We start from the raw sequence: 13,721 nt of genomic DNA, 5'->3' as shown, positions 1-13,721 counted from the left end.
TGATATAAAAAAAGGCCATGCAGTATGCATGGCCTTTTTTTGCCTGCTTGGCGAGGCTGTTTGCCAGTTAGAAGCTCAGCTGCACCCGCATGGCGTAGGTGTCGATGTCATCGGCGAGCTCGCCGTTGACATTCTGCAACGCCCCGCCTTTCAGTTCATAGCTGTGGCTGTAGTCCAGCATCATTCGCACATTGCGATTGAGATACCAGTTCAACGCCAGGGTTATCCGGTCGGCCTCGCCACCGGAAATATCCCCATCCTCCAGGTCGATATGATCGAATCTGGCAGCCAGTTCCACTGCGCCCCAGTGTCCTTGCTCAGGATTGAAGTCGGCATTGATGCTGGGGTATTTGAACTCGCCTTCAGACGCCTTATAACGGCGCTGGCCATTGATGAGATAGGCCACCTGCGCGTAGTAGGCGGAGAAGCTCAGGTCGTCTCCGGTTTCGCGGCTGACATCCGTAACCGCGTATTCACTTTGAAACGTCCACGGCCCACACATGGCAGCGAGCTCAAACACGCCGGTCTGCACCTGCTCCATGTCAGCGATGCTGGCGCTGACCGGTTTCAGGTCTGAAAAATTGGTGGTCTTGTAGGAAAAGCCGGGTGACTTGCCGTTAGCCAAGCCATCGTCACTGGTATTGCGCAAGCCGAATGAGCCCCCTACATGCAGCAGGCGGGTGCGACTGACTATCGGCGCATAGGTAGCGCGCAGGCCAAAGCCAGTGCCTTCATCCGCGTCGCCATCCGAGACGCCGTCCCCGAACAAGCCGGTCTTGAAGTGCCAGTTGTCGCCACCTGATGCAGCGGTAATGCCGATAGCGCGATCAAAATAGGGCGTGGTAATGCCGGCGACCAGCGAGCGCTCGATAAAGGGGATATCGTTGGAGCTTTCTTCAATCTCCATGCTCACAGCTTGCTTCTGATTCCCTACGGTCACCGTCAGCGGCAGTCCGCTGAAATGGTAGCCCAGCGTCGCATCTTTGAGGCTGGTTTTGTTGCCGGCAAAATCGGCTTCGATCAGGTAAGACCACTGTTTGCCGATATCGCCTTTGGCATACAAACGTGCGCGTCGAATCTGGGTGCCATCAATGCCGTCCTGCTGTCCGGCCAGTTCCTCGTGGTCGTGAACCGCGGCATCTGCGTGGAGGCGACCGCCGAATTGAAAACTGCTGCGCCCATCTGCACTTTTCACTTTCAGACCGCCGCTGCCGATGTCCACAACGGCATTATTCACACTGCGGCGCTCTTTCTCGGCCTGTCGAATCTCTTCTGCCTGACTCTCGGTCAGGATTTGTTTTTCTACCAAGATATCCAGAAGCTCTGGCGAGGTGCTCGTCTGCGCGGCTGCGTTATAAGAAGCAGAAAAGCCCATGATAAACAACGGGATATAACGTAACTGCCGGAAAGTACTTGTCATGATTCTGGGTATCCAAATGCCGAGTGGTACTAAGAAGATGGCAATTTTATTTACATTTTATGACAGTTTTATGACTTATCCAGTGTGATTTTGGCTGATTTTTAATCCCTCGCCGTGTTGTTGTCACAATTCGTGAAACATTTTCGTCACATTACGTTCACGCATCTGTCATTCCTCCCGCCTAGCATACGCCCCATCGACAAATTACCTATGCCCTTATTGAGAAGGTTACGGAGATAAGTCCCTATGAAAAAGCTTTTTGCGATGACAGCAATGGCCTCGGCTATGGCCCTGGTTGGTTGTGGCGGCGGTGGCGACATCAATATCAACGCCCAGAACAATTCAGTTGATAACAGCACTGGTGGCGGTTCAACTGGCGGCACTAACTTCTGTGCCTCGTACAATGACAACGGCGTGACTCGTCAGGGTAGCGTTGATGGCGTCAACTGTATTTATGGTTCAGATTTCGTCAGCCTGACTAATCCCATTGAAGTTGCTGCTACTGACCCGGTGGTTTTCACCAAGCTTAGCAACGGCGGTGTCCACATTTTCCGCGACAGCCTGGTTGTTGGTCGTAACTACGATAACGACGCTGACATGGCTGCTGCGGGTATTGTTGAAGGCGGTGATGGCTCTGCCATTGAAATTGAAGCAGGTGTAACGCTGGCATTCCAGGGCAGCGACGATTACATGGTCATCAACCGTGGTTCGCAAATCTTTGCCAACGGCGAACAAGGTGCTCCGGTTACTATTACTTCTGTTTCTGATGCCGTTGAAGACGCGGTTGGCGCAGAAGACGTGCAGCAGTGGGGTGGCTTGATCATCAATGGCTTCGGTGTCACCAATAAGTGTGCCTACACCGGGACTTTTGATGACGATAACCTCGCTACCAGTGATTGCCACGTGGCTGCTGAAGGTAAAGCGGGTGCTGGCCAAACTCACTACGGCGGTGATAACAATGCCGACAGCTCGGGCTCACTGAATTACTTCATCGTTAAGCACACCGGTTTTGAAGTTGAAGAAGACAATGAGCTCAACGGTATTTCCTTCAATGCTGTGGGCTCAGGTACGACAGTTGATTATCTGCAAGCGTATTCAACCTACGACGATGGTATTGAATTCTTCGGCGGCGCAGTGAATGTCAGCCACTATGTTGCATTGTATGTTCGCGATGACTCCATCGATGTTGATGAAGGCTACCGCGGCACAATCGACTATGCCCTGGTCATCCAGTCAGAAAATGACGGCAACCGCTGTGTAGAGTCAGATGGTATTGGCAGCTACTCCAGCAAAGATGCCGCGACTCTGCAGGACTTCATTGATCGTGGCCTGAACTCTCGCGCGACTATCAAAAACCTCACTTGTATCGTGTCTGCTACCGAGGTGACTGGCGAGCCCAATGGCACCGGTACTCACGATCCCGGTCAGGGCATGCGTATTCGCGAAGCGCACTTCCCGACAATCATCAACGCCCTGATCACCACTGCCTACAAAGGTGATGTGAAACTGGGTGACGACGACTACAACTATTGTGTTCGCATTGATGATGAAGGCCTGGAAGCGGCTGATGATGGCGAGCTGAAAATCGAGAGCAGCATCATTGCCTGTCAGGACCTGACAGATGGCGACAACCTGCCTAACAGCGGCAAGACCCAGTTGGCGTGGCTGCAAGAAAGCAACGACACCTATCAAACGTTGGAAGCGGGTGAAGACCCCACTGCGGCGAGCAATGCCAACCTGGAAATCCTGAACGGCTTCTACTCTCTGCCGCTGGCAGACATGAAGCTTGGTGGCGCAGCACCCACTGTGACTCCTGCTGAAGGCCGCGCTTACATCGGCGCCGTAACGGAAGACGACGATTGGACGGCCAACTGGGCCTTTGGTCTCGACCCCGCGAACAGTGCTGCACCGCTTTGGTTTGAATAAGCAACAGGCCTGAATGCACGACGCCAAGCCGTGAACAGAGGGCGCCCTACGGCGCCCTTTCTGTTGAACACCGGTCAATTACTAGTGGGTTTTTTCCGATGAAAAAGCAGATTGTTAAGAAAGGGATGCTGCCAGTATTCAGCCTGACTGCGCTGAGTATGGCCATCTCTGCAGTGGCTCAAGAGGCGGATTCCGATCTCAGCTTCAACAAGCCGCTGGAAGAGGTTGTTGTGGTCGGGCGACTGAAGAGCTCGGCCGAAAATCTGGTCATCGAACGCCTTGAGCAGGAAGTCGCCGTCGACTTTCTCGGCTCTGAGGCGATTGGCCGGATTGGAGACTCCACCGTTGCTGCAGCACTTCGCCGCGTACCGGGTGTGACCTTAATCGACGATAAGTTTGTCTTTGTTCGTGGTCTGGGTGAACGCTACTCCAGCACCTTGTTGAACGGGGCTGTAGTCCCTTCGCCAGACTTGAGCCGAAGCGTTATCCCTCTGGATATTTTCCCAACGTCGATTGTGGAAAGTCTTGCGGTACAGAAAGTTCATTCTGCCGATATGCCTGCTGCTTTTGGTGGTGGTAATGTCGACATCCGAACCAAGGGTATTCCCACTGACTTTGTTTTTACTCTCGAAGTAGGGACTGATTTCAATACCGAGTCCAGGGATGGCTTGGTGACCTACAAAGGTGGCAGTGACGATATCCTCGGCAATGACGATGGTACTCGGGCTCTGGCTGCCAGTTTGAAAAGTGCGTTGCAGAAATATCGTGGCAGCTTGGATCGCAACGATATTCTTACTGACCTTCGCCAAACCAATCCCAATGCGACGCTGGCGGATGCTGAGCAGATCAATCGCGAGTTGGCTACTGGCCTGTATCGTAATATCAATGTCTACGAGACCGATGACGACCAGAATTATTCTGGAGAAGTGAATATCGGTAACCGGTTCTATTTGGGTGAGTCGGAGGAGATTGAATTTGGTGTGCTGGCTGGCGTGTCATACGACCGTACCTGGCGCAAGAAAAGTTCAACGGCCCGTTCAATTTCCGACAGTGATGAAGTCGAGTTCCGTGACAAAACGACGCAAAACACGTCGTTGGCGGCCAACCTGAACTTCGGTTTACGCCTCAACGAAGATCACTCTTTGGAAACCACCAGCCTTTATCTTCGAAATACCGATGACGAAGTGGCTATTGCAGATAGCTACGACAATGACCAGCCGATCAGCGGCGGTATTTCCGATCGCCTTTACTCGATTCGCTACGAGCAGCGCGAGATGAAGGTCAATCAGATCCGCGGTGAACACACCTTTGGTGAAGTAACTCGAGAGATGATCGGCTGGGATCCGTTGGCTGTTGCTGAAGGGCTGAAGTTTAATTGGTTCTATTCAGATAGTGAGTCGACGACAGAAATTCCCAGTGAAATTGATGTTCAAACCCGCCAGCCACGTAATGGCAGAAACACCGTGGCAGCGAATGGCACCGCGGCGGACTATCGCTTTACCGACTTGAAAGACGAAGTGGAGAGCTACGGTTGGGAAGTCAAAATGCCGTTCTCTACTATGGACTGGAAGGTCGAGGTCAGCGGTGGTAGCGAGTACTGGCAGAAAGCGCGCTCATATCGTCAGCTGGAATTCGGTTTGGGCTCAGTCGATGCCAGTGACGCCGTTCGTACGGGGCCGCTGGATGTTGTCTTCAGCGATGCAAACCTGCTCGACCCCAATAACGGTTATCAGATTGCCGTCGCGGGGAGTAACTCGGAAAGTTACATTGCGGCCAATCGCGTCGATGCCTACTACGGTAAGCTGGATGTAACCTGGCAGGATACTTGGCGCATTGTTGCCGGTCTTCGCTATGAGGACTATCAGCAGGTTGGTCTGACTTGGGATCCGCTGGATTTTGACGGTAGCCCTATCATTGTCAATGACGGTGCCAGCCCGGAAGTGATTGCAGAAGAACTACAGAATGCCGTCTTCCAGGATGACGACACCTATATGTCATTGGCGGCTACATATATGCTGCCGGGTTTTTGGGCAGAGGACTTCCAGCTGCGTTTCGGCTACAGCGAAACCACGGTTCGCCCTGACCTGCGTGAGATTGCCGATTCCAGCTACGTGGATCCGGTAACCGATGCCCTAGTGTTTGGTAACCCGGATGTACTGCCTTCGCAGTTCAAGAACTACGATGTGCGTGCGGAATGGTTCTTCAGTAACAGCGACAGCTTGACCGTTTCGGTGTTCTATAAAGACATCACCGACCCGATCGAGTTGTTCCAGGCCGCAGCAGGTGATACCAATACTGCTGTCGAAATCATCAATGCGGAAAGTGCTGAGATTCTGGGTGCAGAAGTCGAGTTCATGAAGAGCCTCGGAGACCTCTCTGACCATCTGCTGCCGTTCTTCCTGCAGGGCAACCTGACCTTGCTGGATACCGAATTGGTTGCTGGTGATAAAGCTGATGCGCCTACCAATGCCAAGCGTGACCTCGTGGGAGCCTCTGACTACGCAGCCAACCTGATACTCGGGTATGACTCGCCGGATGAGAAACACGCGGCAACGCTGTCATATAACGTATTTGGTGAGCGTCTCTACTTTGCGGGTCGCAACGGCGAGCCAGATGCTTATGAGCAGCCTTTCAACTCGCTTGATGCCACATATTCCTACTACCCGACGCCAGGCTTGATTGTGAAGCTTAAGGTGAAAAACATCTTGGATGACGGTGTAGAGATCCAGCGTGAGAACGCAGGTCGCGAAGTAACAACCTACGAGGAAGAGGTAGGAACGACCTTCAGCGCGAGCATTCAATACGAGTTTTAGGCCTTCTCCAGGCGACTAGAGGGCACCTTCGGGTGCCCTTTTTTGTGAGCGCCTGTCAGGGGGTGTGTTGCTGGCTGGCGAATTTCGCCTGTGCGGCCCGCAAGCCATATTCTTCATATTTTTTATCGTTTCCCTGGCGGCGGTATATGACGGCGGCAAACTGATAGAAGCGATATTCCTCGCGATTGAGCCGAATGGCCCGATGTATGGACGTCAGCGCCTCGTCGAAATCGCCCCGTTCAAAGGCTGCCCGCGACCGACTGTAGTGCCAGAAGGGATTGCTCCGCTGTCGCTCGGCAATCACCACTTCCAGCGCGCGAGCTTCGTCGCGTCGTCCCTCGCTGCGATAAAGTCTTGCGAGGTTGGACAGTGCGGCGGCTTCTTCGGGGTCCAGTGAAAGGGCCTTGCGAAAGGCGACCTCCGCTTCGTCCAGCAGTCCCTCGCGCCGCAGCAGCACGCCGAGATTGCCCCAGATGTAGGCTTCCTCCGGACCGAGGTGTAATGCCCGGCGGAAATAGGCGTAGGCCGTTGCCGGGTCGCCGCCATTGAGTTGTTTCACGCCGAGGTTGCTGTAGTACTGCGCGGCGGCAATATCGTCGTCGACCTGCTTTTGTGGATAGCGGTAGTCGTAGATATCAACACTGAAGTCGATAACCTGCGGCTTGTCATCGATCACGGCGACGGCATTGATATGTTTGTAGATCGCCGAGCTGTTATCGCTGAGCATCTCCCAGCTTGGCGGTACGCTGACCTCGTTGAAATAGACATTCAACTTGGCCTCGCGGGCCATCGCGACAAACAGGGCGCTTAATGACAAGCAGTCCCCCCGGCGTTCGTCAAAGGTTTCGGTGGCGGTCAGGGTGACGCCGGGCGCATATTCCAGTCCGAGCTGCGACGGGCGAATGAGCGCGTCGACCAAGTAGCGCAGCCGCGCTTGTTCTGAGAGCGCGGCGGGAACCTGTTCGCCAACGAAATAACGCATATCCGGTGTCATGGCCAGAATATGATCGTCTGGGGTCAGTGGATTATTGTCCAGACCGAAGTGCTGGCCCTGCTCAAGCAGCGCGCTGGTGCTTGCCGGAGCAGGGGGCTCCAGCGTCAGCGGCGCTGCCGGTGGTGACAGGCTGCAGGCGGTATTGAACATTACCGCAACGGCCAACGGTAAAAGGCGATGTGATGCCATCAGGCCGGGACCTCGGCTTAATACTGGGACGCGGGAAGGTGCACCGTCATTCCCTCCATGGCGTCGGTGACCTCAAGCTGGCAGCTAAGACGGCTGTTGTCCTGAGGCTCCAGAACGGCCTCCAGCATACTGTTTTCCATATCGCTGGCCGGGGGGAGCTGATCAAACCAGGGCGCGTCGATATAGCAGTGGCAGGTGCCGCAGCTACAGGCGCCGCCGCACTCCGCAAGAATGCCGTCTATGCCGTTGTCGACAGCCGCGCGCATCAAGCTCTGGCCGCTCTGAGCTTCGGCTTCCCAGGCGTCGCCATTGTGGTTGATGAAGGTAATCAGCGGCATGCCCCGCTCCTGTTTCCGTTCCTGTTTTTATGCAGGCCCATAGTGTAGCCGGGTGAGCGGCACACAGCGAGCGCGGTTCTGATCTGTTTGGGGGGAGCGTCGCAGAAGTGGAATGACTAGCATGGCACATCATCATTTATGAGAGCTGTCGCAAATGTCACGCCTGAGTGTTGAAGATCGCCTGCTACTTCACGAGCTGCCTGGCCGCTATGGCGATGCGGTCGATGACCGCAATTGGTCGGCAATGGACGGCATTTTCTGTGTCGATGCGGTATTCGAAGTACGGGGTCTGGTTACGCTGAATGGGCTGGCTGAGATCAAGCGTTATATGGATGAGGAGGGTCAGCATCCACTGGCGCATCTGATGTGCAATATCCATATTGATGACAGCGCTGAGGACGGCATTGTGCGTCAGTATTTTCGCATTATCGCCCCAGTACCGCGCAGCGATACGCTCAGCAACGGCTATCCCATGCACTTCGGCTCCTACTACGACGAGTTGATAAAAACCCCTGAAGGCTGGCGGGTAAAACATCGCATCTTTTCTTCAAAGCGTTTGTACAAGCAGACCGCCACCATTGATCTAAAAGGAAAATAACGATGACGCAACAGGTTGCATTGGTTACCGGCGCCAGCCGTGGTGCAGGTGCGGGAATTGCCCGCGCTCTCGGTGCGCATGGCATGATCGTTTATGTCACGGGCCGAACGGTGACGCCCGGTGAGGCCAAAGCCTGGGATGGCTCGGTGCTGCCTGGCACCGTCGCGGCAACCGCCGAGGCCATTACCGCAGCCGGTGGCAAGGGCATTGCGGTGCTCTGTGACCACAGCGACGATACGCAGGTAGCCGCACTGTTTGAGCAGATTCAGCAAGAACAGGGGCGGCTGGATATCCTCGTAAATAACGCCACCTACATGCATCCTCAGCTGATTGAGCAAAAGCCGTTCTGGGAAAAAGATCTGGGCGCGGCGGGGATTCTCGATGTCGGCTTGCGCTCGGCGTATGTTGCCAGCTGGCACGCGGCCAATATCATGGTGCCTCAAGGGTCGGGTTTGATTGCCTTTGGTTCTTCGTTTGGTGCGAGCTGTTATATGCATGGACCGGCCTACGGCGCGCAAAAAGCCGGTTTGGATAAGTTCGCTCACGATATGGCGGTGGACCTGCGCGGCACCGGCGTGCATACCGTCTCAATCTGGATGGGGCCGCTGATGACGGAGCGTGCCGCGGTCGCCAGTCAGGTTAATCCCGAGCAGTACCGGGAGTTCAGTAAAACGGCGGAGCGCCCGGAATTTACCGGCCATATTCTCTACGCCTTGGCGCACAGTGATCGGGCTCAGTCGCTGTCGGGGCATACCGTCATTGGTGCTGAACTGGCCCGCGAACTGGATGTGCGAGATGAAGGTGAGGACCGGCCCTCCTATCGGGACGCACTGGGGAGTCCGCGATCGCCAAACCCTGCCATTGTCTACTGACTAAGTGTGGTCTCTCGGCATAGTTGTTGCACTACTTTGAGCCTGTGCGTCGCAAGACTCTAAACAGAACAAGACGCCGTTCATGCAGCCGTGTTCCGGCGGCAACAAGGTAGCCACTGACTATGTCCGTGAATCAACAGATTTTTCCGGTGCGGCGCCACTACAACCAGTGGGTCGTCAACGAAACCCTCGAAGACTATGCACTGCGCTTCACCGCCAAAAAGGTGCGGCGCTGGAGTATCGAGCGGGTAGCGATGACGGCGCTGGGCACCACGGCCTTTCTGGCGCTGGAAGCCCTCGGGGCGGCGGTGACCCTGGAGTACGGCTTCATCAATGCCGCCGTGGCGATGGTTGTGGTGATGGCGGTAACGTTTATGGTGGGCTTGCCCATCTGCCGCTATGCGGCCTACTACGGGGTCGACATCGACCTGCTGACCCGAGGTGCCGGTTTTGGCTATCTGGGTTCCACCATTACCTCGCTGGTCTATGCCTCGTTTACGTTCATCTTCTTTGCCATTGAGGCCGCTATTCTTGCCATGGCGCTGGAGCTGCTGTTTGGCTTGCCGCTGGCCCTCGGCTATGTCCTGTGCTCGGTGGCGGTCATCCCCATTGTGACGCACGGTTTCACGCTGATCAGCCGTTTTCAGATCGGCACCCAATACCTGTGGCTGGCCTTGCAGATCGCCGCGCTGGTGCTGGTTGCGGTTCACGACTATGAGCAGTTGCCCAGCTGGATGGAATACGGGGGACGGCGCGCACAGGCCGAGCAGTTTGATCTGCTGGTTTTTGGTGCAGCGGCCTCGGTATTGATCGCGATGATTGCGCAGTTGGGTGAGCAGGTGGACTACCTGCGTTTTCTGCCCCAGCGCACGGCGGCCAATCGCCGCCGCTGGAATCTGGCGGTGCTGTTCGCCGGGCCGGGCTGGGTATTTATCGGGCTGGTGAAGTTGCTGCTGGGCTCGTTTCTGGCCTATTTGGCTGTCAGTGAAGGCATGACGCTGACGGAGGCCGCGGACCCCACACATATGTACCAGCGGGTCTACAGCTACTTTCACGACATGCCGCAATTGGGTTTGGTGATTGCCGGCGTGATGGTGCTGATCTCGCAGATGAAGATTAACATCACCAACGCCTATGCCGGCTCGATTGCCTGGTCGAACTTCTTCTCCCGCCTGACCCATAGCCACCCCGGCCGGGTCGTGTGGCTGGTCTTTAATGTGGTTATTGCGCTGCTGTTGATGGAGCTGGGTATCTATCGCGTACTGGAGAATGTGCTCGGCATCTTCGCCATCGTGGCGGTGGCCTGGCTGGGAACGCTGGCGGCAGATCTGGCCATTAACAAGCGTCTGGGACTAAGCCCCGCGCACATCGAATTCAAACGCGCTCACCTCTACGACATCAATCCGGTGGGTGTGGGCTCCATGTTAATCGCCTCTTTGGCGGGGATGCTTGCCTACCTCGGCCAGTTCGGTCCCGAGGCCAAGGCCCTGACCCATTTCATTACTCTGGGTTGCTGTATGCTGGCCGCGCCGCTGCTGGCGTGGTGGACCGGAGGGCGCTTCTACCTGGCCAGAACCTCGCCGCAATTGCCGGCGGTTGAAGTGCACCAGTGTGTGATTTGCGAGTCCGAGTTCGAGCGCGAAGACGTTGCTCATTGCAGCGCGTACAACGGCACCATTTGTTCGCTGTGCTGCTCGCTGGATGCACGCTGCATGGATAGCTGCAAAACCGATGCGCGCTTTTCCCAGCAGGCTAGGCAGCTACTGCGAAAATGGTTCTCCGCGAGTCTTCTCGACGCCCTGTTCTCGCGTATTGGTCGTTTCGTTAGCCTGTTTCTGCTGATCAGTGCGATCAATGCGGGCTTGCTGTGGGTGATCTATTTTGAAATGGCCATCGACAGTGACAAACCCCAGGTTATTGCCGATACGCTGACCAGTCTGTACTTCATTCTTACCATCGTTACCGGGGTGCTGATTTGGCTGTTTCTGCTGGCCAACGAAAGTCGACTGGTCGCGCAGCAGGAGTCCGACCGGCAAACGCAGCGCCTGCAGGAGGAGATTGACGCCCACTATCGCACCGATCAGGAGTTACAGCGTGCGAAGGAGGCCGCCGAGGCGGCCAACTACGCCAAGAGTCGCTACCTGAGTGGTATCAGTCATGAGCTGCGCACGCCGTTGCAATCCATTCTGGGGTATACCCAGCTATTGCGGCGCGATCAGGAGCTGGATGAGCGGCAGCGAAATTCCCTGGCAATAATCCATCGTAGCGGCGAGCACCTGGCTGATCTGATCGAGGGCCTGTTGGATATTTCGCGTATTGAAGCGGGGCGCATTGAGTTGCGCCGTGACATGGTGGACTTCCACGAATTACTGCAGCAGATGCAGCAGATTTTTGCGCCTGAGGCACAGGCCAAAGGGGTCGAGTTTCTCTTTACGGCGGAGTCGGCCCTGCCGAAAATTGTGCGGGCCGATGAGAAGCGCTTGCGGCAGGTGCTGACGAACCTGCTGTCCAATGCGGTGAAGTTCACCGATCAGGGGCAGGTCGAATTTCGCGTACGCTATCGCGCGCAGGTAGCGGAATTTACGGTTCTCGACAGTGGTTGCGGCATTGCCGCGGATGACCTTGCCACGATCTTCAAACCCTTTGAGCGGGTCAGAAAACTGGGCTCGCCACTGGTGGCAGGTACCGGACTGGGCTTGACCATTGTGCGCCTGCTCACGGAGATCATGGGGGGCGATATCCGGGTCGAGAGTCTGGAGGGCGAGGGCAGTCGTTTCACCCTGACGCTGATGCTGTCGTCCGTTGTCAATCAGGCGGAAGTGGAAGAACCGCCGGTGATCACGGGTTACGAGGGCGCCAGAAAAACCGTCATGGTCGTGGATGATGATCCGGTGCATCGCGGCCTGATGGCCGACATGCTGGTGCCCTTGGGCTTTAACGTGGTTGAGGCCAGAGACGCAGAGCATTGTCTCCAGCAAGCCGCAGACCGCGCGCCGGATTTGTTTATGCTGGATGTCAGCATGCCCGGCAAGGATGGACACGAGTTGGCCGCCGCCCTGCGTTCGGCCGGTTTTACGCAGCCGCTGCTGATGTTGTCCGCCAATGCGGAAGAGCCGCCCAACCGGCCCGACCCCAACCTGCTTTACAATGCGTATCTGCTAAAGCCCGTTAAGCTACAGACCTTGCTGGAAACGCTGGCAGAGCTGATGGGGATCGAGTGGCGACAGTCTTCGGTGATTCTGCCGACCGCCGCGCCGGTGGCGGCGCCCGATCCCGCAGAGCTCAATATTGATGCGGCCATTGCCGGTCGCTTGATCCACCTCGCGGAAATCGGCTACGCACGTGGTCTGGCGGATGCATTGGATGAAATGGAGCGCCTAGGTCAGATCCCGCCCGCCCTCGCGGTTACGGTAAGGGAACTGGCGGCACAGATTCAGTTTGCGAAGGTGATTCACGTTTTGGAAGAACACAGCTTATGAGCCGGATGCTTAACGAGGTTGCGCTGGTCGTCGACGACTCTCCCGACACCCTCGGCTTTATCAATGAAACGCTGGATGCCGCCGGGATCAGTGTGCTGCTGGCATTGGACGGACAACAGGCGCTGACCATCGCAGAGAAGGTACAGCCGGATATTATTTTGCTTGATGCCGTCATGCCGAACATGGACGGTTTTGAGACCTGCCGACGTTTAAAAGCGAACACGGCGCTGGCGGATATTCCGGTGATCTTCATGACGGGGCTGAGTGATACCGAAGATGTTGTACGCGGCTTGCAGTCGGGGGGCGTGGATTACCTCAGCAAACCTGTTGACCCCGACGAGCTGGTGGCCCGACTGCGTGTGCATCTGGGCAATGCCCGACGGGCGATGAGCGTTCAGCAGGCGTTGGATCGCACCGGCCAGTATCTGATTACGCTGGACAAGTCCGGAGTGCTGCAATGGGCGACCCGCGAGGCGCAGGCGTTGTTGCAGCTCAGCGGCCTGTCAATCGATGAGCAGGCACAGCTGATTTTTACGCCGCTGGTGCGTTGGTTGTCTCATGCCCCGGTTCGCGGGCAGCGCTATAAGCTGGAGTACTTGCCCAAACCGCTGGATGCTTATCTGCTGAGTAACAGCGATGACGTCGAATGTATTTTTCGATTGGCCGATCCGGCCGAGCGCCCCGATGCGGCGACCCTTCGCGATCGCCTGCCGCTCACTCAGCGGGAGTCGGAGGTGCTGTACTGGATTGCACAGGGCAAGACCAATCGCGAGATCGGCGAGATTCTGGAAATGAGTCCGCGCACCGTCAACAAGCACCTCGAAACTGTCTTCCCCAAGCTCGGGGTGGAGAATCGCACGGCGGCGGCCGCCGCCGCGCTGAAGGTCTTAGCCAGCGTCTGAGTCTTTGCCTTTGCGGCTGAGCAGCAGGCGCACAATCAGTGCGCTGGCGCCGATGGCCGCCAGCAGCCAGATCAGGTGTTCGTAGTCGTGACCGAAGCTGGCCCAGTTGCCGTGGCCGGGATGGGCCAGAGCCGCTGAACTGCCCAGCATCAGCAGTGATGTCGTCAATATTTTGTTCATGGGTTTCTCC

The 13,721-nt window shown here is 56.2% G+C and carries 10 protein-coding genes; 6 read left to right on the top strand and 4 right to left on the bottom strand.

All coding sequences use genetic code 11. From position 1 onward, the window contains the following. Positions 1 to 67: 67 nt before the first annotated feature. The gene (locus AC5DB9_RS00145) at positions 68 to 1,420 is read right to left on the bottom strand and encodes an OprO/OprP family phosphate-selective porin (RefSeq protein ID WP_272992497.1); all 1,353 of its coding nucleotides are present in this window, start codon (positions 1,418 to 1,420) and stop codon (positions 68 to 70) included. A gap of 246 nt (positions 1,421 to 1,666) precedes the next feature. On the opposite strand from AC5DB9_RS00145, the gene AC5DB9_RS00140 reads away from it, so the two are divergent. Further along, positions 1,667 to 3,346 (top strand): beta-helix domain-containing protein, encoded by a 1,680-nt coding sequence (locus AC5DB9_RS00140; RefSeq protein ID WP_022958480.1) that lies wholly within the window; start codon positions 1,667 to 1,669, stop codon positions 3,344 to 3,346. A gap of 98 nt (positions 3,347 to 3,444) precedes the next feature. Next, a complete protein-coding gene (locus AC5DB9_RS00135; protein ID WP_272992500.1) occupies positions 3,445 to 6,159 on the top strand; it encodes a TonB-dependent receptor domain-containing protein in 2,715 nt (904 codons plus the stop codon). Positions 6,160 to 6,214: 55 nt separating this feature from the next. Here the strand turns inward: AC5DB9_RS00135 and AC5DB9_RS00130 are convergent, their stop codons facing one another. Continuing rightward, complete coding sequence (locus AC5DB9_RS00130) at positions 6,215 to 7,342, bottom strand: tetratricopeptide repeat protein (protein WP_273009509.1); 1,128 nt, start codon at positions 7,340 to 7,342, stop codon at positions 6,215 to 6,217. 17 nt (positions 7,343 to 7,359) lie between these two features. Next, positions 7,360 to 7,680, bottom strand: a complete 321-nt coding sequence (locus AC5DB9_RS00125) for a 2Fe-2S iron-sulfur cluster-binding protein (protein ID WP_272992504.1) — start codon at positions 7,678 to 7,680, stop codon at positions 7,360 to 7,362. 154 nt (positions 7,681 to 7,834) lie between these two features. Here AC5DB9_RS00125 and AC5DB9_RS00120 point away from each other — a divergent pair, with 154 nt between their 5' ends. The 4 genes from AC5DB9_RS00120 to AC5DB9_RS00105 all read left to right on the top strand — a co-directional run bounded on the left by AC5DB9_RS00120 (position 7,835) and on the right by AC5DB9_RS00105 (position 13,531). Continuing rightward, on the top strand, positions 7,835 to 8,278 hold the full coding sequence (locus AC5DB9_RS00120; protein WP_022958476.1) for a nuclear transport factor 2 family protein: 444 nt from the start codon (positions 7,835 to 7,837) through the stop codon (positions 8,276 to 8,278). A gap of 2 nt (positions 8,279 to 8,280) precedes the next feature. Beyond that, entirely contained in the window at positions 8,281 to 9,150 is an 870-nt protein-coding gene (locus AC5DB9_RS00115) for an SDR family NAD(P)-dependent oxidoreductase (protein ID WP_022958475.1), read from the top strand. 122 nt (positions 9,151 to 9,272) lie between these two features. Then, the gene (locus AC5DB9_RS00110; RefSeq protein WP_272992507.1) at positions 9,273 to 12,629 is read left to right on the top strand and encodes a hybrid sensor histidine kinase/response regulator; all 3,357 of its coding nucleotides are present in this window, start codon (positions 9,273 to 9,275) and stop codon (positions 12,627 to 12,629) included. Then, the gene (locus tag AC5DB9_RS00105) at positions 12,626 to 13,531 is read left to right on the top strand and encodes a response regulator transcription factor (RefSeq protein WP_272992509.1); all 906 of its coding nucleotides are present in this window, start codon (positions 12,626 to 12,628) and stop codon (positions 13,529 to 13,531) included. The genes AC5DB9_RS00110 and AC5DB9_RS00105 overlap by 4 nt, the downstream gene beginning before the upstream one ends. Here AC5DB9_RS00105 and AC5DB9_RS00100 read toward each other — a convergent pair. Further along, entirely contained in the window at positions 13,517 to 13,711 is a 195-nt protein-coding gene (locus tag AC5DB9_RS00100; protein WP_272992511.1) for a hypothetical protein, read from the bottom strand. The two genes, AC5DB9_RS00105 and AC5DB9_RS00100, sit on opposite strands and share 15 nt — an antisense overlap. Between the last annotated feature and the right edge of the window lie 10 nt (positions 13,712 to 13,721).

Source organism: Spongiibacter sp., from assembly GCF_984394615.1.
The sequence above is the reverse complement of the archived record's forward strand: the minus strand, read 5'-3'. Positions and strand labels throughout refer to the sequence as shown.

Excerpts from the sequence above, each read along its gene's own strand:
- AC5DB9_RS00125 (WP_272992504.1), bottom strand. The coding sequence starts at position 7,680 with ATGCCGCTGATTACCTTCATCAACCACAATGGCGACGCCTGGGAAGCC.
- AC5DB9_RS00135 (WP_272992500.1), top strand. The coding sequence starts at position 3,445 with ATGAAAAAGCAGATTGTTAAGAAAGGGATGCTGCCAGTATTCAGCCTG.
- AC5DB9_RS00120 (WP_022958476.1), top strand. The coding sequence starts at position 7,835 with ATGTCACGCCTGAGTGTTGAAGATCGCCTGCTACTTCACGAGCTGCCT.
- AC5DB9_RS00110 (WP_272992507.1), top strand. The coding sequence starts at position 9,273 with ATGTCCGTGAATCAACAGATTTTTCCGGTGCGGCGCCACTACAACCAG.
- AC5DB9_RS00130 (WP_273009509.1), bottom strand. The coding sequence starts at position 7,342 with ATGGCATCACATCGCCTTTTACCGTTGGCCGTTGCGGTAATGTTCAAT.
- AC5DB9_RS00100 (WP_272992511.1), bottom strand. The coding sequence starts at position 13,711 with ATGAACAAAATATTGACGACATCACTGCTGATGCTGGGCAGTTCAGCG.
- AC5DB9_RS00105 (WP_272992509.1), top strand. The coding sequence starts at position 12,626 with ATGAGCCGGATGCTTAACGAGGTTGCGCTGGTCGTCGACGACTCTCCC.
- AC5DB9_RS00145 (WP_272992497.1), bottom strand. The coding sequence starts at position 1,420 with ATGACAAGTACTTTCCGGCAGTTACGTTATATCCCGTTGTTTATCATG.
- AC5DB9_RS00115 (WP_022958475.1), top strand. The coding sequence starts at position 8,281 with ATGACGCAACAGGTTGCATTGGTTACCGGCGCCAGCCGTGGTGCAGGT.
- AC5DB9_RS00140 (WP_022958480.1), top strand. The coding sequence starts at position 1,667 with ATGAAAAAGCTTTTTGCGATGACAGCAATGGCCTCGGCTATGGCCCTG.